Source organism: Aquirufa sp. ROCK-SH2 (genome assembly GCF_054558315.1).
This window is the reverse complement of the sequence record NZ_JBPXKB010000003.1, coordinates 210,551-234,640: the sequence shown is the minus strand read 5'-3', so window position 1 is coordinate 234,640 and position 24,090 is coordinate 210,551. Positions and strand designations below refer to the sequence as shown.

The following is a 24,090-nucleotide window of genomic DNA, read 5'->3' as shown; positions in this document are numbered from 1 at the left end:
CCTTTTACCTTTTACCTAAATTCTTATTTCAAAACTCCCCATACGTATCTTCTAAATACTTTTGCATCACTAAGATATCTTCCTTACTAGTCAAATCAGGTACATTTTCTGCCAAAGGAATAGCAAAAAATCCACGACCGGTACCTTCTCCATATAGCGCAACAGATGTTGGCAATTCTTTTTCATTGCGTACAGGATGAAAAGGTGTTTTCTCCAAATAAGGTAAAAAAGCACTTGCTTCAAAAACAAAAATATTCATACTTACCCCTAAACGACCAATTTGAGCTTGCAATTCCGTTGCTTGTTCAGCCGTAGGTTTTTCGATGATTTCCAATAAATAACCCTCTGAATCTGTACGAATTAAAGCAAATGCTGAAATTCTTTCTGCAGGATATAATAGACTATCTCTATGGTAACTAATCAATGCCTCTGAATGCTCCGATGCCCAAAGAGTTTTTAGTGCATTGACAGAATATAAATTATCCGAATTACAAACAATGACACGCCCCTTTTGCCAATCAGCATGTTGCATCAAGGCCTGATATACTGCATCAGCTGTTCCAGCAGGTTTTTCGCGATCCGATGGAATTTGTTGCCGAGAGAAAACTATTTTCATTCCCCAGGTAGCATCTTTCGCCATTAACGCTTCGCAATATTGTTGAGTAACCTGGTCAGTTGGATGTAATAACAACATCACTTCCTCAATTCCAGCCAAATGAGCATTGTATAATTGATAATCGATTAATGTTTTTCCATTCCGACCCACTTGAATCATTCCTTTGGTAACAGAATTGGCCTGAGCCACTAAATTAGGATCCAAATCGCTTCCTTCACTTAATGCTTTCTTCATTCGAGAAGCCATCCCTCCCGCTAAAATCAATAATCTTTTTTTCATTTTTTATTAATAAAATAAACTCTCATTTTCTAATTTAGTACCTTCATCTACTCGTATGATATAAGCTTTTCCGCCTTCCGCTTCAATAGCCTTTACCACTTTCTCTGGTTCAACAGGTGCATACGCAAACATACATCCGCCTCCACCTGAACCATTGATTTTAGCCCCTAATGCTCCTGCATCTAAAGCTGCCTGAATCATTCGATCTATTTTAGCCGTAGAAATTCGCTTATGCTCCCGTAAATTCACTTGGTGCAAATTTAACAAATCTCCTAGTTTTTTGTCGTCCCAAATTTCCTTTCCTTCAAACATATTTTTTGCGGCCAATAGAATATCTCGATCAGATAAATTTGCACTTAATAAAATCCATTCATCCTCCGTTAAAAGTGATTGATAAACTTCACATTCTTCCAAGGTGCAAGTGGCTAAATTAAATGCTGGATTTTTTTCTTGAATTTTCTTGATTCCCGCTAAAGTACCAAACTTTACTCGGGAAAGAATTCCTAAAGTATCTTTGGCTTCCAATGAATCACCCAAAACAAAGGTTCCCATTTTATTTTGGTAGGTTTCAATGGATATTTTAGGAACGCTCTCTAAATAAATCACATTTCCTACGGCTGTAGAATATTGATCCATCATTCCACCTGGCTCGGTAAATTCCAAGACCTCCGCTTCATAAGTTATTTCACCTATCTCTTTTTGAGTATAGGGCAAATGATACATTTCACACAAAAACTTAACCCATGAAACCAATAAGGCAGATGAACTAGATGTACCAGAATTAATAGGAATATTTCCACGGATCTCTAACTCTAATCCACGATTAATTAAATGGCCTTTTCTGGACAAAACATTACAAACGCTTTTAAAATAATCACGTTCTTTGGAATAAGTAAGTGGATAGTTCAATTCAAAAGACTCTTCTTTTCCAATATCTGGTAAAGAAAAATGAACCGTTTGATCAGCGCGAAATTGACCTTTTATTTGAATGCGTTTTGAAATAGCCGCAGCAATGACAGGTAAACCAAGATAATCTTGGTGTTCACCAAATAAACAAATACGGCCGGGAGTGGAAACAATCATAAAAATTTTATAATTAACAAAAGTACAAAATTGAAATTAAATAAATACCTTAGCTGTTAAACACAAAATTTAAATCATGATTTCCCAACGAATACCTTCAGTTGATTACTTCCGTGGTTTTATTTTATTTCTTTTAGCTGCCGAAAGCACGGGCCTTTATCATAACCTTGATAAACTTTTTCCAGATAATCCCATTATTGAACAATTCTTTCATGTTGATTGGCAAGGATTACATTTTTGGGATCTCATTCAACCTGGATTTATGACCATAGCTGGATCTGCTTTGTATTTTTCAACCTATAAAAGATTAGATAATGGTGCTACTTATGCTAACTTATGGCCGAAGGTTATAAAGAGATCTATTTTACTATTTTTATTTGGGACTGGGCTTCATTGTTTATACCGCGGTAAAATCGTGTTAGAACTTTGGAATGTATTAACCCAATTGTCTGTCACGACCATCATCGCGTTCTTTTTATTGAGGTTCTCTATTCCTCTTCAAATTGCTGCATCGCTACTTTTACTTTTGCTATCACACAGTCTTTATGTTTTTTCAGAAATCCCTGGATTTGATCAAGCATATACACCAGATAAAAATTTTGGTTCTTATATGGATTTGCTATTAATGGGCAAATTGAGTGGAGGCCATTGGATTGCTATTAATTGTATTCCAACGGCGGCACATACTATTTGGGGTGCCTTATTAGGTAGAATTATTCATCGAACAAAGGACAAACAAGCTGTTCTTAGGACTTTATTTTCCTTGGCATTTATCGGTATTGTTGTCGGATATGGACTCGATTGGGCAGGAATTCCGATTATTAAGCGAACGGCTACTATTTCTTTTACGATTGCATCAGGCGGCTGGGTAGCTTTAATGATGGGCTTTTTCTATTTAAATTGGGAACGTGAAAAACCCTTGATCAATGTTTCCAATACGATTTTATCGTTCGGTAAAAATTCAATCTTTATCTATCTTTTCTTTGAATCAATCGGACCTGAATGGCTAAATGACTCATCTTTGATTTTCATCAAAGGACTTGCGGAAAAAGTCAATATTAACGAACCAGTTTATCAAGTAATCAATTCATTGGTTGTATTGGGACTCATTTCCATCATGGCGGTCTTCATGGATAAGAAAAAAGTATATATTTCACTTTAATACGCTCTTCCTTCTACCCCTTTCATGAAATTGACAAATGCCTTGTTTACTACTTGATTACCCCCTTTGGTCGGGAAATTACCCGTAAAATACCAATCGCCTAAATGGTTGGGACAAGCGACATTTAAATTGGCTACCGTTTGATAAACAACGGAAATCTCTGCACTTAAATTCTTTGGTCGGACTATATCTGCGATTTTTTCTGAAATTTCATCATCGGTAAATGGTGCATAAATCGCTTTGACTAAATTCTCTTCTTGCGCAGTACCGTTTTCCAAAGCCTGAAGACATTTCAAATTAACTTCATCTAAAATATGTTCCAATCCACGTTCCTTCAATAACGCCAAAGCTGCTCTGAATGCGACAAATTCCTTCATTTTAGACATATCAATGCCATAACAATCAGGATATCGAATTTGTGGAGCAGAAGATACGATTACAATTTTCTTAGGTGATAATTTATCTAATAAACTCAAAATACTTTTTTCCAATGTTGTGCCTCTCACAATGGAATCATCTATCAACACTACTGAATCTACCCCTTTATTAATCACCTCATACGTAGTATCGTATACGTGAGAAACCATGTCGTCTCTTTGGTCATCACTCGTAATAAAAGTACGCACTTTGACATCCTTCGAAATCAACTTTTCTACACGTGGTCTAAAAGTCAATAATTCATCCAAATCTTCTTCAAAAAGTACTCCATCCATGATGGCTTTTTTACGTTCTTTGGCTAAATGATCTTCTAAACCATCAATCATCCCTAAAAATGCTGTTTCCGCTGTATTGGGGATATATGAAAATACGGTATTTTTTAAATCGTGATTAACTTCTTCTAAAATTTGAGGAATCAATAAACGACCTAATTTTTTACGCTCGTGATAAATATCTGGATCTGAACCTCTAGAGAAATAAATTCGCTCAAATGAACATGACTTTTGTTCTAATTGCTCTATGAATTGGACTTCATCCACTGCCCCTTCCTGATCGATGATCAAGGCATGGCCTGGTGTTACTTCTTTTATCTCGTCATACGCACAATTAAAACTCGTTTTAATGGCCTGTTTTTCAGAGGCTACAACCACGACCTCCTCATCTACATAATAAAATGCGGGACGAATACCAGCAGGATCTCTCGCAACAAAAGAGGCACCATAACCCGTCATACCCACCATGGCATATCCACCATCAAAATCTTTGCATGAACGCTCCAAAACACGTTTAAGGTTAATTTTACTGGCTAATACATCCGATAATTCTGGATTGGTATATTGATCTTTGTATTTTAAAAATTGTCTTTGATTTTCTTCATCCAAAAAGTGTCCGATCTTTTCCATTACGGTAACGGTATCTACTTTCTCCTTTGGATGCTGACCCAATGAAACTAATTTATCAAATAAATCATCCACATTGGTCATATTGAAATTACCCGCCATCACTAAATTTCTACTTCTCCAATTATTCTGACGCAACATTGGATGACAGTTTTCTATCTCATTTTGCCCATGTGTGCCATATCTCAAGTGACCCAACAAAACCTCACCTGTAAAAGCAAAATTGTCTTGCCACCAAGAAGCATCCATGGAAGGATCTACACCCGTTTCCTTTTTATGATCTTTGGCCAACTTTTGAGCTTTACGAAATTTCTTGTTGATTTTCCCGAAGATATCGGCCACAGCTTGTGGTTCTACTGATCTGTAGCGACTAATATACCTGCTACCTGGCTTGACATTGATTTTGATATTAGCAACCCCAGCTCCATCTTGGCCCCGATTCACTTGTTTCTCCATCATTAAATACAACTTTTTGAGGCCGTAACTTGGAGTTTTATATTTGTCAAGATAATACTGGAATGGCTTTCTTAATCGAATTAATGCAATTCCGCATTCATGCTTAATAGAATCAGACATTTTCTGGTTGTTTCTCTAGGATTGTAGTTCAAATGAAATGGGAATCAAAATTAATAAATAAAATGACCTAAAAACGGAAAAGTTCAATTTTTTTCGCCACTTATTTCCAAATTGTTAAAAACATATTTGGCAAAATAAACATCAAGATAATTATGCCACTCAAGATAGCATAAAGCCATAAATACGATCCATTTTCTGATGCTGATTGAATATTATTTTCTTCTGATTTTTTAAAATAAATCCGATATGGAATCTTTAAATAATAAAATATAGAAACTGCTGTAGTAAAAACAGAAACTAGTAATAAAATCATGACCAAACGTATTCCACTATCTTGGTACTTTTGCCATAACAAAGTAAAATAAGTCAATTTTGCTAGAAAAGTTCCTGCCGGAGGTAAACCCACCAAAGAAACAAATCCAATCAACACGAATAAAGCCCAAAATGGTTTCGATTGAGAAAGTCCACTCCATCGACTCAAATCATCTTTTTGATACTTAATTTCCTCTCGTTCATCCAAAGCATAAAAGACTAAAATCGTACTTAATCCATAAATCAATGAATAAAACCACAAAGCTTGCATTGCTTCAGCAATAGGAAATATCCACACCATTGCCATAAAACCACCATGCGCTATACTCGAATAGGCCAATAACCTTTTCGTATTCGTTTGTAGAAGCGCTCCAAAATTACCTACTAACAAAGTGATGATGGCTAAAAGACTAATTGCCTCCACCATAGAAATGGGTACAACCTGAATCAAACGTAAACCCAACCAAGCAATGGCCATTTTAGGAGCTGTGGAAATCCAAACCATCCATGAAGCGGGTAATGTTTCGAGTACGTCTGGACTCCAAGGTTGAAAAGGCGCCCATGACATTTTGAATAAAAATCCAGCACCAACCATAGAAAGTGCTGTAATGACTAAAAAGGGATTTGCCTCACTTAACCCTCTCGTAAATGTAGCATCCGATAATGACAATGTTCCAGTTAGTCCGTAAACCAATGAAATTCCATACAATAAAATGGCTGAAGTGGCTAAGCCAAAAAGTACATAAGGGATAGATGCTCTCGTACCTTCTACATCTTTACGAATTCCAACTAGTAAATATGTCCCTAAAGACATCAATTCGATACTTAAATAGATAGATAACCAATGTGCGCTAATACAAGTAAACAATGCACCACTAAGTATTGAAAAAAAGCCTATTTTCTCTTCCAATTGAAAGCGTTTTTGTTGCAGCTGATTAATGAATAAAATCAAAAATGCAAAAAACAAAATCAAGGTATTCATGGCATTAGAGCCTGAATTAATGGAAAATAAACGGAAAGAAGCCCACGCATTCACTCCTAATTCCATTCGCTGAATAGACAGAACAAAGGCCAATAATATCCCGATTTGAGCAACAAAATAACGCCAAGAAGTAGCAAATTTTTCCGATTTACCATGCAAAAACAGCTCAGCAAATAGACATACTACCATCCAAAAACAGATGAGTAGTTCCGGAATCATGGCATTTAACCCATCAGTGATTAGATGAAGCTTTGAATCTAAAGAAGCGAGAATTTCGGAAGAAAACATCTACAAACTTAAGGGTTTTTAACAATTAATTTTTCTTTCAAGTAATCGGCAGTAAAATTATCTTTCAATTTTACCATTTCTTCTGGCGTTCCCTCAAAAGTTATATAACCTCCATTCTCTCCACCTTCGGGCCCCAAATCAATGATATGATCTGCACATTTGATAACCTCCATATTATGCTCAATGATGACAACGCTATCGCCCTGCTCTACCAAATCATTCATGGCCTTCAATAATTTTTTAATATCATGAAAGTGCAATCCCGTTGTTGGTTCATCAAATATAAAAAGCGTTTTACCTTTATTGGGATTCCCCTTACCTAAGAAACTGGCTAATTTGACACGCTGAGCTTCTCCTCCAGAAAGTGAATTAGATGATTGCCCTAATTTGATATAGCCTAATCCCACCTGAAACAAAGGGTCAATTTTGTCTGCAATTCTAGGATGTTTTTGTCTGAAAAATTCAACAGACTCCTCTACGGTCATATCTAAAATTTCAGAAATGTTTTTTTCTTGGAATTTAACATCCAATATTTCTTGTTTAAATCGACTTCCACCACATGATTCACAGGTTAATCGAATATCCGCCATAAACTGCATTTCGATCGTTGTTTCTCCTTCTCCTTGGCAGGTTTCACAACGCCCACCCTCTACATTAAATGAAAAATGAGCCGGTTTATATCCCCTTGCTTTGGCAACAGGCAATTCAGAGTAAAGCAATCGAATGGCATCGTAGGCTTTGATATAAGTCACAGGATTAGAACGAGAAGATTTTCCAATGGGTTGCTGGTCCACCATCTCTATACCCGCAATTTTATTTAAACTTCCTCCTAATTCCCTAAATCGGCCCGTTTCTTCTGTACCTAATTGTAAATTTCTTAATACAGCAGGATATAAAATTTTGCGTATCAACGTTGATTTTCCTGAACCACTAACACCTGTTACAACACTCAAAACGCCCAATGGAATTTGAGCATTTACATTTTTCAAATTATTTTCAGCAGCGCCCTTGATTTCAATATATGCCAAAGGTTTTCTACGAAATTTAGGTACTTCAATTTGATCTTCGCCACTCAAAAAACGTAAAGTATGGCTTGTTTTATTTTTTTCTATTAATGCTTGCTTCAAACTTCCTTGGAACATCAAATTACCTCCCAATCTTCCTGCCTCTGGTCCAATATCGATGATTTGATCCGCAGCGCGCATAATTTCCTCCTCATGTTCTACCACAATCACCGTATTTCCCATGGCTTTTAGCATGAGTAATACAGAAATCAAACGAGTCGTATCTCTAGGATGTAATCCAATACTAGGTTCATCCAAAATATACATGGAACCAACCAAGGCGCTACCCAAAGATGTTGCCAATTTTATCCGTTGAAATTCTCCACCTGATAACGTGGAGCTTAAACGATTAAGTGTCAAATAACCTAATCCAACTCGATCCATGTATTCCAAACGATTGTTAATCTCAATTAAAATACGTTTGGATAAAGCTTGATCGTGAACATCTAGCTGTAAATTTTCAAAGAAGCTTTTCACTTTAGTAAGTGGCCAAAGAACTAAATCGATGATAGAAACTCCACCAATTTTGACATAAGCTGCATCTTTTCTTAACCGCGAACCCTTGCATTCTGGGCAATCTGTTTTGCCTCTATACCTAGACAATAATACTCTGTATTGAATTTTATAAGTCTCTTTTTCTAAATGATCAAAAAATTGATTTAATCCAGCAAAATATTTATTGCCTTTCCATAATAACTCCTTTTCCTTTTCTGTCAAATCTTTATAAGGCCGATGAATTGGAAAATCGAAATTGACACCATTTCTTAACAATGGATAAAGCCATTCACTCATTCTTTCGCTTCTCCATGGAGCAATGGCTCCTTCATAAACAGATAATTCATGATCTGGAATAACCAAATTTGGATCTAAGCCCAACACTTTACCATAACCTTCACAGTTACGACAAGCACCATAAGGATTATTAAATGAAAATAAATTCAAACTAGGCTCCTCAAAAACGATGGAATCTAATTCAAACTTGTTGGAAAACACTCTCCGCTCTTCCCCTTCGACTTCTATCCAACACACACCATCACCCTCAAAATAAGCCGTTTGAACAGAATCCCCTAGTCGGAATAAAGTTTCTTCATCATCTGCCTTACTAAGCAAACGATCAATTAAAATCGCAACAGAATCTGATTTTTTTTGAAATTGGGCTAATTGTTCTTTATCCTCAAGCAATTCTTCCAAGTCCAATGTTTTACCTTCAAACATTAATCGAGAATAGCCTTTTTGAACCAGCAATTGACATTCATACTCGAAGCTTCGATCATCATGACGTAAAAATGGAGCTAATATCAAAACTCTTTTTTGATCGTATGTTAAAATCCAGTCAACAATCACAGAAACTGAATCTTTCTTAACTTCTTCACCTGAAATAGGTGAATAGGTTTTACCAATTCGGGCAAAAAGTAGCTTTAAATAATCGTAGATTTCAGTTGTAGTTCCTACAGTAGAACGTGGATTTTTCGTATTTACTTTTTGTTCAATAGCTATCGCCGGCGAAACCCCTCGAATATAATCCACCGCAGGCTTTTCCATTCGTCCCAAAAACTGCCTTGCATAGCTATTTAAACTTTCCACATACATTCTTTGCCCCTCGGCAAACAAAGTGTCAAAAGCTAAAGAGGATTTGCCTGAACCAGACAAACCTGTTATCACAACCAATTGATTTCGGGGTATCGCAACATCTATATTTTTCAAATTATGGACGCGCGCGCCTTTGATAATTATATGCGACTTAGGATCTAAATTTTCAATCCCCGAATTTGTAACAGAACTAGAAACAACATCATTCATAAAACAAAATTATCCTTTAATTTTGTTAATCTTGCGGGACAAATCATAAACCTTCAAAAAAAACGTTGATTGCTTACATAAATTGAAAAAAAAATGAAAAAACTACTACTTATCATTGGACTACTAAGTTTTGGTAGTTCGCTATCCACTTTCGCACAAGATGCAGTTGTCATCAAAGAAGAGGGAGCAGAAGGCGACTTAGATGTAGAAAAAGATGTAAGTGAATTAAGTTTCAAAGAAAGAGTCCATTTTGGTGGCGGTATTTCGGGATTAAGTTTTGGAAATCCAACAAGTATTGGCCTCTCTCCCATGGCTGGATATCAATTGACTAACAATACGGTGATTGGCCTTGGAGTAACCTATCAATATTATTCCATTAATTATGGAGGTTCCATTGGTAAATTAACTTCAAATTTATTAGGTGAAAGAATTTTTGCAAGGCATTATGTCCCTGCTTTATCTCAAATTGTTGGGCAAAGTTATCTAACAGCCCAAGTTGAAAACTATTCAAATCTTTCAGGTAACACTGGGCTCAGTTATTCCAATCCAGTTTTAGTCGGTATCGGAATAGGTTCCAAAATTGGACTCAATTTGACTTTGATGTATGACCTAAATTATTCATCGGGATATGGTGCCAAAAGCTCACCGTATGGGTCAGCATTTGTGGTTCAAGTAGGAGGATTTTTCTTTTAAATTTCATAAAACAAATTGACCTAACGGTGAGTTTATTTATTTGAAATTTAATTGACCATTGCCTCTTAAATTAGTTTTAAAATTATTAAATTCGAATTCAATTTTTCTAAATACATGTCAAAAGCACTTTTATCGGAACCCTTATTAGTTGAAGATCCTAACAGATTCGTTTTATTCCCCATTAAACATGATGATATTTGGCAGTTTTACAAAAAAGCAGAAGCTTCTTTTTGGACAGCCGAAGAAATTGATTTGTCGCAAGACATCAATGACTGGAAAAAAATGAACGACGGTGAACGTCATTTCATCTCCCATGTCTTAGCATTTTTTGCTGCTTCAGATGGCATTGTGAATGAAAACTTAGCGAACAACTTTTTAAGAGAAGTGCAATATGCGGAGGCCAAATGCTTTTATGGTTTTCAAGTAATGATGGAAAATATCCATTCGGAAACCTATTCTCTTTTAATTGATTCTTATATACAAGAACCTAAAGAAAAGGATCGTTTATTGCGTGCCATTGAAACCATCGATTGTGTTAAGAAAAAAGCCGATTGGGCATTAAAATGGATTGAGAGTGACAACTTCGTAGAGCGATTAATTTCATTTGCAGCGGTAGAAGGTATTTTCTTTTCAGGATCATTCTGTTCAATATTTTGGTTAAAGAAAAGAGGCTTGATGCCAGGCTTGTCCTTCTCTAATGAGTTAATTTCTAGAGATGAAGGATTGCACTGCGATTTCGCTTGTTTATTGTATTCTGATCATATAAAAAATAAACTATCTCAAGATCGAGTATATGAAATCATTTTAAATGCCGTTGAAATTGAGAAAGAATTCGTTACAGTTGCTTTGCCAGTTTCATTGATTGGAATGAATGCGGAATTAATGTGCCAATACATCGAATTCGTAGCTGACCGATTGTTAGTTTCATTAAATTGTAAAAAATACTACAATGCAACTAATCCATTTGATTTCATGGAGATGATTTCTTTGCAAGGAAAAACCAATTTCTTTGAGAAAAGAGTTGCAGAGTATCAAAAATCAGGAGTTATGTCCGATAAAGAATCGATGGGATTCTCCTTAGATGAGGATTTTTAAAATAGATTTATCGTATTATCAAAAAAAGGAGGCTAATTAAATTAGCCTCCTTTTTTTTATTTTAATCGAAAGATTTGATCCAATACACGTAAACCTTCAGGTGTTATGGTATAATTCACGAATCTCTTGTCATGTTCTGAAGAAATTCTTCCAATAGCTTCTGGCACTTGAAATTCAATTTCAATCCAAAGATTCAAAGTAGAAATAAATTTGGATCGAATTTGCCTTTGATTTTCGATGGATTTATCACTACAATTTAATATAGCATTCAATTCTTCAGTGGAACAAATATGATTTTCTCGGTCAAACATAAATCTTAAAAACTCTTGACTATACTCAGGAAATTCTATGGATTTCACTAAACCTTGATGGAAGCTTTGAATCAATTTATTTTTACGAATTTTGAAAAATTGAATGATTAATATAAAAACCAAAAACACAATTCCAACTAAATAATAATTGATACCATCTAAAAAAGAAACTGGTTGGTAAAAAGTACCTAATACAGCGCTATCCTTCAACAAGGATTTTACAGAAATGGAATCAACTAATATTTTATCTTGGTTTTTATTGTTCAATTGTAAAAATGAATACAAATAGGCTCCTTTTGATTCTAAGTGGACAGACAATGAGAAAAAGGACTTTTTATTGCCCATGTATTTGTAGTGCTTATTTGCCACAGGATCAATAAAATGAGGTGAGGTAAAATCATGTGAGAAAAAGAATTGCCCCGTCCAAAGTAAATCTAAATGATCGTATTGCATATAGGAAGTGGGCAAAGATTTAATAGTCCCTAATTTCAACCAAATCCTTTTTTTGAAATCAAATTGAAAAAATGGAATTGGTAATAATTCTTTTTCCGAATAAGGATCTTTTATTTCTGCCGCAAAAATTTTGTCTTCCATTGGATGATATCCACCAAATTTTGAAACAATACGTTCGGGGGCATCGTCTGTGAATTTATGTTGAAGTAATTCCCATTCATTCAGTTTTTTATCATAATAAGTCAAAATATTATTGATATGCCAAAATCCATAACCACCCATTGAATAAATTGAATCCTTTCTTGCTATTGGAATTGCGAAAAAATTATATCCACGATAAAAAGTTTTATCTAGTCTTTTAAAAAGATGATTACTAGGATTGAAGGTGTAAATTTGCCCCGTTCCAGCGATTGAAAGATAAAACTCACCGGCAGATTTATTCAAACAATTTACATGAATATTTTGATCGATATCCTCTATTTTGACATTTTCGAAATTCAATTTAAAAGGTCCAATTCTGGTGTCTTGATTCATCACATAAAATATCTGATGTTCCAGATCAATGTTAAAAATCGACTTTGAAGCTAAATCATAAATAACAAACTTTCTTCTTTCTAAAACTTCTTGAGAATATGTAACGATGCCTATAAACTGAAAAAAAATAAGCAATAGGTAGAAATATTTTCTTTGAAACATAAGATCGAAAAAGATTTTTGGAAAATCCATGAAACCAACAAATATCAACCACAAACGGAAGAATTAATAAATTCAAATTGTAAATGCTTATATATGTTGATTGTAGAAAAAGAGTCTGATAAAACTTAAAATCAAAATTAACAGATTTCAAGAATTTAGAAATGTATTTGAAACTTAATATCCCCTAAATTTATTTAACGGTACTATTACTTTCAAATAATTATGCACACTTGCCTAAATATGAAAATTGAAATTAAAATTGACAGAAAACTATTTCATAAATTTTTCCTTAATTGCATAAAATAAACCTATCAAACAATGACAATTTCAGAAAATCAATTAAATCCATCTAGTTCAAAAAGACTCTATTCGCTTGATGCCCTTAGAGGTTTCGACATGTTTTGGATTATGGGAGGTGAGGAAGTAATTCATTTATTAGCCAAAGCATCAGGCTCAACATTTTGGGAAACAGCAGCCTATCAATTGAGTCACCCTGAATGGCATGGTTTCAGAATGTATGACCTAATTTTCCCTATGTTTTTATTCATGGCAGGTGTTTCTACTCCTTATGCCTTAGGCCGACAATTAGAACAAGGAAAAACGAGAGAGCAATTACTCATCAAAGTAATCAAACGAGGATTAATTTTAGTTGCCCTAGGCATTATCTACAACAATGGACTTGAATTCAAACCCATAGAAGAAATAAGATTTGGTAGCGTATTAGGCAGAATTGGATTGGGCTATTTATTTGCGAATATCATCTTCTTGTACACCAAAAAGAATGTTTTTCAAATTTTATGGTTCGGAGGAATCTTGATTTTCTATTACGCTCTATTAAAATTCAATGCAGCACCTGGTTTTCCGATAGGCGACTTAACACAAGAAGGTAATTTTGCATCCTATTTGGATAGAATTTTAATGCCAGGTCGTCTATACAAAGGCAATCACGACCCTGAAGGATTAACTTCTACAATTCCAGCAATCGCAACAGGTTTACTAGGTATTATCACAGGAAATTTCTTAAAAAACAACGAAAAAAGTGGAAAAGAAAAAAGCCTTTATTTATTAATTGCAGGCATTTCATCGATCATTTTGGCACAAATTTGGAATTTAGACTTCCCAATCAATAAAAATATCTGGTCAAGTTCTTTTGTCTTACAAGCAGGAGGTATCAGTTTAGTTTTCTTATCAATTTTTTACTACGTCATTGATGTTTTAGAGTATAGAAAATGGGCCTTCTTTTTCAAAGTCATAGGAATGAATTCTATTTTAATCTACTTATCCAACGCATTTATCGATTGGGAATTCACTGCTGATCGATTGTTTCATTGGTTAGGACAATTATTTACTGAATCTTATAGCGCAGTGGTAATAGCCATCTGTTATTTAGGAATCAAATGGGCATTTTTATATTTCTGTTATCAGAAAAAAATGTTTTTTAGTGTGTAGGGATAAGAGGTAAGAGGTAAGAGGTAAGAGGTAAGAGGTGTTTTCTCTTTTCTCTTTTCTCTTTTCTCTTTTCTCTTTTCTCTTTTCTCTAATTCCTATTTCCAGATATTTTTTGCAAATACTTTCCTATAATATCAAACTCTAAATTAACACGATCACCAATTTTTAATTGATGAAATATGGTGTTTTCGTAGGTATAAGGGATAATCGCCACAGAAAATGAATGATCCCCTGATTGTACCACAGTTAGGCTTGTTCCATTTACACAAATGGACCCTTTTTCAACCGTTATTTGACCACTCGCTGCAGGGTATTCAAAAAAATATTCCCAAGAACCATCTTTCACTTGAATGTCGGTGCAAATTCCCGTTAAATCGACATGTCCTTGAACAATATGACCGTCGAAGCGCGCATTGGCTAGCATACAACGCTCTAAATTGACTTTTTGTCCAAGAGTCAAATCACCTAAATTTGTTTTTTTAAGTGTTTCGTCAATAGCCGTTACTCTGTATTGGTTATTTTTAATTTCAACGACTGTTAAACAGACTCCATTGTGAGCTAGTGATTGATCAATCTTTAATTGATCTGTAAAAGGACAAGAAAACCAAAAATCATAATTACTACCTTTTATTTCTTTTTTTTCCAAAAGCCCCATGGCCTCAACTATTCCTGTAAACATCCGCAATATTTTTTATTTTTGTAAATACCTTTCAAAATTACATCCAATCCTATGAAATTCAAGCCTTGGTTTTTAATTATCTTTTCTCTAATCGCTTTCATTATTTATATCAGTATTCCCGATAATTCAAAAGTGGAAAAGCTAAAAAGCAATCAAGACTCCATTGCCACCATTAATTCAAGAGCTCAGAAAGTTGAATCATTTCGAACCTTGGACGATTCTCCGATAAAGGATAAGGCGAATTTTAAAGGGTTAACATACTATCCTTATCAATCTGCCTGGAAACTTGATTTTCAAATAAAAAAATTAGACGAAATAAAGGAGATTGAAGTTAAAATGACAGATGGTAGTGTTGAGAAAATGGTGTTATTCGCTGTCATAAGTACCGAAAAGAACGGAAAGCAACTTTCATTGGATTTATATCAGCACAGTAATGGAAATTTCTTTTTAGCTTTCAAAGATTTAACAGCACCCATCGAAACCTATGGCGGGGGACGTTACATTGACATCCCAGCTGATCAATTGAATGGAAATAAAATCACCGTCGATTTTAATCAAGCATATTTTCCTTATTGCGCCTATAATGAAACCTATGCTTGTCCAGTACCACCCCAAAGAAACTCCATACCTCTAAAAATTCAAGCGGGAGAAAGGAGGTAAGAGGTAAGAGGTAAGAGGTAAGAGGTAAGAGGTAAGAGGTAAGAGCATCAGTCATTTACTCGAACCACCGAAGAAGCCCCAGAGACATCCTTACTCACATTTGGACTCCCTTTGTAACTTACTTTTGAGGCTCCAGAGGCATTTACTCGCAAGGTTTTTTGAACTTGAACCAAGGCATGGGAAGCGCCAGATAATTCAAGATCCACATCTCGAATAAATGTTTCTGCGGCATCCAATTTACTAGCACCTGAACAGTCAAGATTTAATTTAATGATATGGCCTGTTAATTTAACATGACCAGCGCCTGAGATTTCTAAAGACAATTTATCTGCATTAAAATCCATTAAATTCAACTTTGAAGCCCCAGAAACAGTCATATTACAATTTTCCTCATCGGTAAATCCTCTCACTTCCACTTTCGTAGCTCCTGAAAAATCGGCTGAAGTGATTTTTGGCATTGAAATTTGCAAGACAATTTTTTTTCTATTTTTCCCCCAATTCCACGAGAACCAATTAGAATTTTCTTTGAAATGGACTTCCAAGGTATTACCATTAATATCCACCTCTAAGGCATTCACATCCTCAGGATGACCTGTTGCTACTAAGGAAAAAGTAGATGATTGTTTTACTTGTACTTCGAAGGCACTTCCAATTTCTAAAGCAGAAAAACCAGCAACCTTAAACGCTTTTCTAATCGTTTCATTATCGGCCAAAAGAGATTGACTAATGAACAAAAAAGCCAATAAAAGAATGGGTTTTTGAAGATGTAATTTCATAAGATAAAATTTAAATATGAAAAGAAGATGCTCTTAGCTGACATTAAGTTGCATGGAGTATATCAATTATTTTTTCTTTTGATTCAATAGTACTTTTAAAGATTTTTGAGCTGGATAATTAATCACAGCACTTTCTTCCTTCTTTCCTTTAATAGACTCACTTACATTTAATTCCATTTTAGACTCATTTTGGGCAAATACTAAAGCATTTTTGGTCGTCCAATTATTAGCGATTAATTCCGATTGATCAAAAGTCGAAGCTATTAATTTATCAGAAGATCCATTTAAAGTAAGGCTATGTTCATTTTTTAATATAAGCTCTAAATTAGTCAACTTAAAGCCGCTTAATTCAGTCCGCGCACTTCCACTTAATTCCAATTTCTTCAAATTTGGCGTTTGAATCACCACTTCTATCCCCGATTGAATTTGATCAAATTTTAAAACTCCTGCATTTACTTTTGCATCAGAATCAAAATCAGAAGAAGCGAAATCACCCTTAAAGGAAACTTTGTATTCTTTTCCCTGCTCAATTTTAATCAAAGAAGCATCTGAATTATTCACTTCAATGGTTGAAAAAGGCTCATAAGTTTTAGAGATCGAAAATTGGCTTTGTTCTGATTCACCATCTTGAGAAGAATTATTCCCAAAATTGGAACCAAACTCGATTGGCTCACGATTATTACAAACCAAATTATCTACTGAAGTAAAAGTCCATAAAGAACCCGCGAACAAATCTCCTTTTTCCTCATTGAAATACCCACCATCAATCACATTATCTACATAGCTTGCAAAATCGCGACTCATACTAAATTCCATTCCATAAGGAATTAATATTTTTACACGAGCCCTTTGATTTCTAAATTTTTGATTTAAAATACCAAAATGCGTATCAAAAAGCAGTTTTTCGCCTACTTGACTGAATCCATAATTGATACTTTTTGCATTTTTTTCAGCATCTGAACGGTCAAATCCATTCGATTTAGAAAATTGTATGATTTGTACATTCTTACCTGAATATCCTTCTAAACTAATTCTCACTCGACTAAATCCTCCATTATTGTATTCATGAATATCTTCGTCTTCTACAAATTCATCCACCAAAGCTTTATTCCCCAACATTTTTTCAAAAATCGATTCTTGTGATTCTTTTTTCACATCTAAAAGGTAAGGTGCTTTATTGATTGGTAAATCTTTTACTTGATTAACAGATGCTGTTCTCGCAAAATTCTTACCTAGGGTAGATGCTGCAAAAAATAGTGCGATCCAACCTATTAAAATGACTGCAAATGACACATAGGAAAACATTTTATTAAATACTTTTCGATTGATCAAAAGTGACACTCCGGTCATACAGATGGAAACAATGATAGGTAAAAAAGCAGCCAAAAATGCCCAAAAAGTCCATGAGGGCAAATCTTTAGCTAATAAAAAGATTGGTAATTGTGCCTCGCCTAATGAAATATTTAATAAGCCATGATCAAAACCTGAGGCACCTGACACCGCAAAAACAAACAAGACAACTAAAAGCGCTAATCCCAAAACTGTCAGAACAAATCCCGCGGCAATTTGAAAAAACCAACGTATCCCAATCAATACTCCACTTAAAGATTTGAAAACTATGGCTAATGCTCTAAAAGGGAACAATAAAATTTTTGACAAAGTGCTTTCTGGGCCATTTTCATTATCAATGGATTTTTTAATGTTATTTTCAATGTTTTCCAAAGTAATCGGCTCACCTTGCATCTCCATTTTATCCGTCAATGTTTTTGCTTGTGGAGAAATCGCCATGATAACGATGTAGGTTAAAATACCAGCACCAAAAAATAAAGCTGAAATCACTGCCAAAACTCTTAATAAACCTAAATCCCAACCCGTATAGGCGGCAATACCCGCCATCACTCCACCAATTACTTTCTTTTCAGGGTCTCTATAAAACTTTCTATATTGACGATCATCTTCCGTGTAATTCTCTCCTGGGATAGCAATCCAACAAAGGATATAAGCCCAAAAAATCACATTCCCAACGTGTAACAAAGGGATTAAACCAAAAAATCCCACCAACAAGATAATTCTAACCCAAATTGGATCAATATCGAAATATCGACCTAAACCTGCAGCAACTCCACCCAATTGTTTTCTTAAAATATCTCTTCTAAAAATCTTGGCATTTTTTGGTGTAGAATCTGTTTTTGTTTGACCTGAATTGGTCGCTTCTTTACGGTATTCCTCATTTTCAATCTCTTGAAAATCAGCAACAGTACCAAGCGCAGCAATTAGATTATTCACATGCTCTAAGGAGATGGCTTCGGTTTTTTCCTCTTCCCGAATAGTCCAAAATTTTTCAGCAATTCGCCCCTCAATATCGGCTATGATTTCCTTTGAACCTTCAAAATTTTCAAAATATGCTTGAATCGATGATAAGTAAGCATCTAATATTCCGAATGCATCCTCTTCTATATGGAATACAACTCCGGCGATGTTGATTGATAAAGTCTTTTTCATTTTTTATGAATTTGAAGATGATGGATCGATGATTTGATGAACTGAATTTTCCAAATCAGTCCAAGTTTCTTTTAATTCGGCCAAAAAGGTTTGGCCCATTTCTGTTAACACATAATATTTGCGAGGTGGACCTGAACTAGATTCAACCCATTTGTAATCCAATAACCCAGCATTTTTTAAACGAGTCAGCAAAGGATACAATGTCCCCTCCACTACCATGATTTTTGCAGAAGTTAATTCTTGCAACATCGTCGAAGCATAAACTTCTCCTCTTGAAATAATTTGCAGAATACAGAATTCTAAAATCCCTTTTCGCATCTGCACCTTGGTATTCTCAATATCCATTGGTTTGTGTTTTAAATTAACAATGCAAATATAGGCAAGGTACTTTGCAATACATAGTACCTTAGAAACTTTTTTTTTGATTTGTGGATAAACGGTAGGTAATTTGTGATGAATGTAAGATTTTCATAGTTGAAAATAATTCTATGTTGAGAGATTTATCAATACCATTAGCATTTTACAACCGAGACACTTGGTTAAAAGTGGCGTTTATAGCTGTTTGTATAGTCATGGCTAGCTTTTCGCTTTATTTTACAGACGGGTTAGTCTCTAAACTGGAAGAAAGGGAAAAGCAGCAGATTGAGTTATACGCCGAAACGATTCGCTATGTAATGACAAGTGATGAAAATGCGGATATCAATTTCTTTTTCGAAAGAATTAAGAAAATCAATGAAAACAATACAATTCCTGTTATTTGGAAAGATGGAAGTGGTCATTTAAACTCGATCAATATTCCCATGTCAGACCAATTATCCACAGAAGCAAAGCAAACTTTATTAAAAACAAAATTGGCAGAAATACTTTTGGAAAATAACAAACCCATCGAGATGGACATGGGATTTCAAAAGGAATATATTTACTATGGAAATTCGCAGTTACTAAAATTATTGAGATATTATCCATTGTCTCAATTGGTTGTTGTTCTAATTCTAGTAGGTCTAGGCTACATCTTTTTCTCTTATTCGAGAAGAGCGGAACAAAACAGGGTTTGGGTAGGACTTGCCAAAGAAACGGCACATCAATTGGGCACTCCCCTATCCTCTTTAACAGCGTGGGTAGAGATTCTCAGAAATGAACCCCACATTAATCCAGAAATTGTAGAGGAATTGACCAAAGATATTCAACGATTAGACACCATCACCACTCGGTTTTCAAATATTGGCTCATTACCCATATTAAAAGAAGAAGATATCGAAGAATTAATTTCAAGTTTTTTGAAATACTTGAAAATTCGAATTTCTTCCAAAGTAACCGTAGATATTCAATCGCATTTAAATCCCAATCAAACGGCTAATGTGAACCGCTATTTATTCGAATGGGTAATAGAAAATATTTGTAAAAATGCAGTAGATGCGATGAGTGGTACGGGTTTAATTAGTATTATTTTGACGGAAGGAAAAAACAATGTTATCAACATTGATATCACAGATACAGGCAAAGGAATATCTCCAAAAAATACAGGAAAAGTATTTTCACCCGGATTTAGTACCAAAAAACGTGGTTGGGGCTTAGGACTAACTTTAGCAAAACGAATCGTAGAGAATTACCACAAAGGAAAATTAATCCTAAAATCGACAGAATTAAACAAGGGGACAACTTTTAGAATTATTCTTCCGATGCCGGATTGAATAATAGGTAAAAGGTAATAGGTAAGTAGTCTTAATGACTCTTAATTTCTTAATGTTAAAAAAACAAAAAGATGATAAAAGATAACAGGCATTTAGTTAAATAATTCTTTAAGGTTAATAGTTTTCAACAAAACGCTTACCGCTGAGACGAATATTCCAAAGAAGAGAAAACCTATAGTAATTAAAGCTCTTTTAGGGCTATTTTTCTTAATAGGCACTTGAGCTGGCTCTAATACCTTAATGACAGGTGTTTCTCTATGTGTTTTGATTTGAGCATCAGCCAGTTGATTATTTAAACTTGAATAAAGATTATAGGCTAAATCAACTTCATATTGTAATTTCTTTTCTTGATCCTTGGCAACATTTAGAAAAAGGTTTCTATTTTGATCTCTGTAATTGGACAAAGTATGTAAAGCTTGGTCATATCTATCTTTAGCTTCTTGTTGGCGCTTCTTTAAGAATATCACTTCTTTGACAGATTTTTCAGTACGATATTTAGTTACATAATCAGTCAAATATTGTTGTGCAAAATAACTCACACTTGCCGCAGCAACAGGATCCGGTAATTTAACTGAAATGGTAATTACCCCCGTTTTTTTATCTATTTCAGCTGTAATTCTATTTTTCAAATTCAACAAAATTGCACTACTTTTCTTATCTAAATTGACTAATCCATTAGCCAAAGCACCTTGAGGAATGATGAATTGATCCCCCTCTTCCATCTGTTCTTCCTCTTCATCATCTGACAATGAAAGAGGAGCTTTTATTCTTTCTTTCGAAAGAAGATCTCTAAGAATAATCCACTTTCGTTTCTTAGATACATAGATTTTTTTATCCAAAATAGATTGTAAAAAAGGTGTACTCTGCAAAATATTTGGATATAAATCAGGACGTATAGCCTCAGTGCTTGTTGTTGAATTTAAATCAATCCCAGCCAATCCAGCTAAAGATCGTAATCCACCCATTCCTCCAACAGATTTGGAATCAATTTCAGGCAATAATTTTACAGTAGAAACATACTCATTGGGGCTTGTCAAAGAGTACAATGCACCTAGAATCGCAAAGACAAAGGCAAATATTAATATCCTCCATTTATGAGCAATTAAATTATGAAACAATTGAAGTAAATCAATTGAAATTTCATCTTTTCCTGATGCAGGTAATTCATTATTATTTTTTATAGAAGAAGACATATCTGTTAATTCAAAAGTCTGATTAAAGTGATTAGTGCAATAGTAACCGAAGCGAGAGAACTACTCAATCCAATTACCTCAGCAGATGTCAACCCTTTTTGTTTATCAGCAGGATAAGATGGAATGATAATTTCTGAACCAATTTCAACTCTAGGATAAATATTCCAAAGGATGAATCTTTTAGTTCTTGTTGAAATTCCATTCAACCGTTTCACATAAATATGTCTTTTAATCGCCGCATCTGTCAAACCTCCTGCTTCTGAAATATAATCTCTCACTCTGAATTTATTTTTATAACTCAAAGCAATGGGGTTTTGAACTGCACCTGAGATTTTAACAGTTTCAACAATTCTGGGTATATCGATACGATCACCTGACATTAACAATAAATTTTGAGCTGAATTTTTATTTGAGATGACGGATTTAATGTCAACCCCTACAATGGTACTATCTCGGTACAATTTTGCACCCTCAATAAAGCCTTCTTGCTTTAAACCGCCAGCTAAATCAATTAAATCGGAAAGTTTATATTCATTCTTCTTAAGTGCATAACCACCTGGATAATTTACCTGTCCAGTAATACTAACCATTCTTTGACTCTCATAATTGGGAGCTGACCGGATTGAAATTATGTCAAATGGCTCTAAAAGAAATTGACTGGCCTCATTATCTAACTTCAAACTGCCATCAAGATCAAAAGATTTTATGATAACACTTTGATCAGATTTATTAACACCATGATCAATTACTCTTCTGGCTAATTCTAATTTCGAGAAACTAGCAGACTCCTTAAAGCCATTGGCTAATAAGATCAAATCCCCTAATTTCATACTTTCATAGAAGGAAAATTGTCCTGTTTTATTTACTTCACCATTAATTGTAACATATCTCAACTCCTTTAAATCACTTTGAGAGAAAATTGCTAAACTATCTTCTCTTTTTAATGGAATATCACTTATTTCACCTTTCAATAATTTGGATAAATCAAAAGACAAAAGTTCAGATTCTAATTGATCATTTTTTCGACTCAACAATGCTCTATTTAAAAAGGCATTTTCTCTTAGACCTTCCGCTTTTTTAATCAATTCTTTTACAGTAGCTACTCCGTTTTCTAAAGCATAAATTCCAGGCCTAAATACAGCACCTCCTATTCGTACTCGATTCTCATAGCGATTTAAAATTTCCCCCACTTGAAATCTATCTCCGTTTTGAGGCAAAAATGCATTGACTTCATCTTGGGTAATGTTCAACAATTTCAATTCTCTAGATGTATTTCTTGTCAGGCTAATCGTGTAAGTATATGCCTTTTCTGTAAACCCACCTGCAAAACGCAACACATCTTTCAAGGTTTCATTTTTTTGAACCTCAAAAATCATTGGACGCTTTACTTCTCCCATTAAAATAACTCTATTTTCATAATCCGCTACACGAATAATATCTTGGTCTTGCAAATGGATATTATCGCTCTGATCAGCTTTCAAAAGAAAATCATATAAGTCGAGTACACGAACCACTTTATTACCTCTTATGACACGTATATTACGATAAGAACCATATTGACTTGGTCCACCAGAGGAATATAAAGCATTAAATACAGTAGCTAATGAAGAAACAGTGTATGTACCCGGCGACTTAACTTCACCGGTAATTGTCACTTTGATACTGCGAACATTTCCTAAAGTAACCTGCCCAGAAACTCCACTACCGGGGCGGTTGATGCCTTGGTACAATTGACGTAATCTACTCATGATACGTTCAGAAGCTGCATCAATCGTTAAGCCATTAATGTATATAGGACTTAGATTTAATATTTTAATCGTTCCTTCAGGACTCACTTTTACTTTGAAATTGTCCAATACTTCTCCAAAAATATCAATGTTAAGTTCATCATCAGGTCCTAATTGATAATTTTTAGGAGTTGCAATCCTTAAATCAGGCTCAAATGATAACTTAGCATTAGAAAACAAAGATTCTCCAAAAAGTAAGCTATTGGAAGTTGTACTATTTTTCATCCCAGTTTCTGAAGAAGAAGGCAATAAAGTTTTTCGACTATTATCGCTAACAGTCAAGCTTGAGGAGCTCATTGATGAATTTGAGACAAGTTGGGCAATTCTTTCTCTAACTTTGGCAATATCAGCGGGGGTATAACCTTGAGATAAGGCTGCTTTTTCAATTTGCACTTCAGACATACCACTACTCTGAGCTTTTCTATAAAAAGCTGTGATTTGATCGTCGCTGACTTCATCAATATTCTTTTTGGTTGATTGAGAATAAGAAACAAAAGTGAATCCTATTAAAAATATCGAAAAAACAATTCGAAATAATGAATTATTCGAAAAAGATGAAAGCATATAATTGGAGGTATGAATAAATTTAAAACGAATTTAAGAATT

The 24,090-nt window shown here is 34.5% G+C and carries 18 protein-coding genes; 6 read left to right on the top strand and 12 right to left on the bottom strand.

The window, feature by feature from the left end:
- Positions 1 to 28: 28 nt before the first annotated feature.
- Positions 29 to 895, bottom strand: a complete 867-nt coding sequence (locus tag V7S79_RS08160; protein ID WP_459490085.1) for a sugar phosphate nucleotidyltransferase — start codon at positions 893 to 895, stop codon at positions 29 to 31.
- A 6-nt stretch (positions 896 to 901) separates the two neighbouring features.
- Entirely contained in the window at positions 902 to 1,984 is a 1,083-nt protein-coding gene (locus tag V7S79_RS08155; protein ID WP_459490413.1) for a mevalonate kinase family protein, read from the bottom strand.
- A 70-nt stretch (positions 1,985 to 2,054) separates the two neighbouring features.
- Here V7S79_RS08155 and V7S79_RS08150 point away from each other — a divergent pair, with 70 nt between their 5' ends.
- On the top strand, positions 2,055 to 3,140 hold the full coding sequence (locus tag V7S79_RS08150; protein ID WP_459490084.1) for a DUF5009 domain-containing protein: 1,086 nt from the start codon (positions 2,055 to 2,057) through the stop codon (positions 3,138 to 3,140).
- On the opposite strand, the gene V7S79_RS08145 is transcribed toward V7S79_RS08150, so the two are convergent.
- The 3 genes from V7S79_RS08145 to uvrA form a co-directional block, all read right to left on the bottom strand.
- A complete protein-coding gene (locus V7S79_RS08145; RefSeq protein WP_459490083.1) occupies positions 3,137 to 5,053 on the bottom strand; it encodes an amidophosphoribosyltransferase in 1,917 nt (638 codons plus the stop codon). The genes V7S79_RS08150 and V7S79_RS08145 overlap by 4 nt on opposite strands.
- 100 nt (positions 5,054 to 5,153) lie before the next feature.
- On the bottom strand, positions 5,154 to 6,635 hold the full coding sequence (locus V7S79_RS08140) for an NADH-quinone oxidoreductase subunit N (RefSeq protein ID WP_459490082.1): 1,482 nt from the start codon (positions 6,633 to 6,635) through the stop codon (positions 5,154 to 5,156).
- A gap of 8 nt (positions 6,636 to 6,643) precedes the next feature.
- A complete protein-coding gene (gene uvrA, locus V7S79_RS08135) occupies positions 6,644 to 9,499 on the bottom strand; it encodes an excinuclease ABC subunit UvrA (RefSeq protein ID WP_459490081.1) in 2,856 nt (951 codons plus the stop codon).
- 93 nt (positions 9,500 to 9,592) lie between these two features.
- Between uvrA and V7S79_RS08130 the strand changes: the two genes are divergently transcribed.
- Together V7S79_RS08130 and V7S79_RS08125 are read left to right on the top strand one after the other, a co-directional pair.
- Entirely contained in the window at positions 9,593 to 10,192 is a 600-nt protein-coding gene (locus V7S79_RS08130; RefSeq protein WP_459490080.1) for a hypothetical protein, read from the top strand.
- Positions 10,193 to 10,306: 114 nt separating this feature from the next.
- The gene (locus tag V7S79_RS08125) at positions 10,307 to 11,287 is read left to right on the top strand and encodes a ribonucleoside-diphosphate reductase small subunit (RefSeq protein WP_459490079.1); all 981 of its coding nucleotides are present in this window, start codon (positions 10,307 to 10,309) and stop codon (positions 11,285 to 11,287) included.
- Between the two features lie 56 nt (positions 11,288 to 11,343).
- Here V7S79_RS08125 and V7S79_RS08120 read toward each other — a convergent pair whose 3' ends face one another.
- Complete coding sequence (locus V7S79_RS08120; RefSeq protein WP_459490078.1) at positions 11,344 to 12,747, bottom strand: hypothetical protein; 1,404 nt, start codon at positions 12,745 to 12,747, stop codon at positions 11,344 to 11,346.
- Between the two features lie 318 nt (positions 12,748 to 13,065).
- Here V7S79_RS08120 and V7S79_RS08115 point away from each other — a divergent pair, with 318 nt between their 5' ends.
- Positions 13,066 to 14,196: an acyltransferase family protein gene (locus tag V7S79_RS08115; RefSeq protein WP_459490077.1), complete on the top strand. Its 1,131-nt coding sequence runs from the start codon at positions 13,066 to 13,068 to the stop codon at positions 14,194 to 14,196.
- Positions 14,197 to 14,284: 88 nt separating this feature from the next.
- On the opposite strand, the gene V7S79_RS08110 is transcribed toward V7S79_RS08115, so the two are convergent.
- Positions 14,285 to 14,875, bottom strand: coding sequence for a riboflavin synthase (locus tag V7S79_RS08110; RefSeq protein ID WP_459490076.1), 591 nt, complete (start codon positions 14,873 to 14,875; stop codon positions 14,285 to 14,287).
- A 51-nt stretch (positions 14,876 to 14,926) separates the two neighbouring features.
- On the opposite strand from V7S79_RS08110, the gene V7S79_RS08105 reads away from it, so the two are divergent.
- On the top strand, positions 14,927 to 15,535 hold the full coding sequence (locus V7S79_RS08105) for a DUF1684 domain-containing protein (RefSeq protein ID WP_459490075.1): 609 nt from the start codon (positions 14,927 to 14,929) through the stop codon (positions 15,533 to 15,535).
- A gap of 47 nt (positions 15,536 to 15,582) precedes the next feature.
- Here the strand turns inward: V7S79_RS08105 and V7S79_RS08100 are convergent, their stop codons facing one another.
- The 3 genes from V7S79_RS08100 to V7S79_RS08090 form a co-directional block, all read right to left on the bottom strand.
- Positions 15,583 to 16,311 carry a head GIN domain-containing protein gene (locus V7S79_RS08100; protein WP_459490074.1) on the bottom strand — a complete coding sequence of 243 codons (729 nt, stop codon included), beginning with the start codon at positions 16,309 to 16,311 and terminating at the stop codon, positions 15,583 to 15,585.
- Between the two features lie 66 nt (positions 16,312 to 16,377).
- On the bottom strand, positions 16,378 to 18,813 hold the full coding sequence (locus tag V7S79_RS08095; RefSeq protein WP_459490073.1) for a PspC domain-containing protein: 2,436 nt from the start codon (positions 18,811 to 18,813) through the stop codon (positions 16,378 to 16,380).
- Positions 18,814 to 18,816: 3 nt separating this feature from the next.
- On the bottom strand, positions 18,817 to 19,158 hold the full coding sequence (locus V7S79_RS08090; RefSeq protein ID WP_459490072.1) for a PadR family transcriptional regulator: 342 nt from the start codon (positions 19,156 to 19,158) through the stop codon (positions 18,817 to 18,819).
- 143 nt (positions 19,159 to 19,301) lie between these two features.
- On the opposite strand from V7S79_RS08090, the gene V7S79_RS08085 reads away from it, so the two are divergent.
- Positions 19,302 to 20,504 carry a sensor histidine kinase gene (locus V7S79_RS08085; RefSeq protein ID WP_459490071.1) on the top strand — a complete coding sequence of 401 codons (1,203 nt, stop codon included), beginning with the start codon at positions 19,302 to 19,304 and terminating at the stop codon, positions 20,502 to 20,504.
- A 92-nt stretch (positions 20,505 to 20,596) separates the two neighbouring features.
- Here V7S79_RS08085 and V7S79_RS08080 read toward each other — a convergent pair whose 3' ends face one another.
- Entirely contained in the window at positions 20,597 to 21,697 is a 1,101-nt protein-coding gene (locus V7S79_RS08080) for a Wzz/FepE/Etk N-terminal domain-containing protein (protein WP_459490070.1), read from the bottom strand.
- A 5-nt stretch (positions 21,698 to 21,702) separates the two neighbouring features.
- Positions 21,703 to 24,048 carry an SLBB domain-containing protein gene (locus tag V7S79_RS08075; protein WP_459490069.1) on the bottom strand — a complete coding sequence of 782 codons (2,346 nt, stop codon included), beginning with the start codon at positions 24,046 to 24,048 and terminating at the stop codon, positions 21,703 to 21,705.
- Positions 24,049 to 24,090 lie beyond the last annotated feature (42 nt).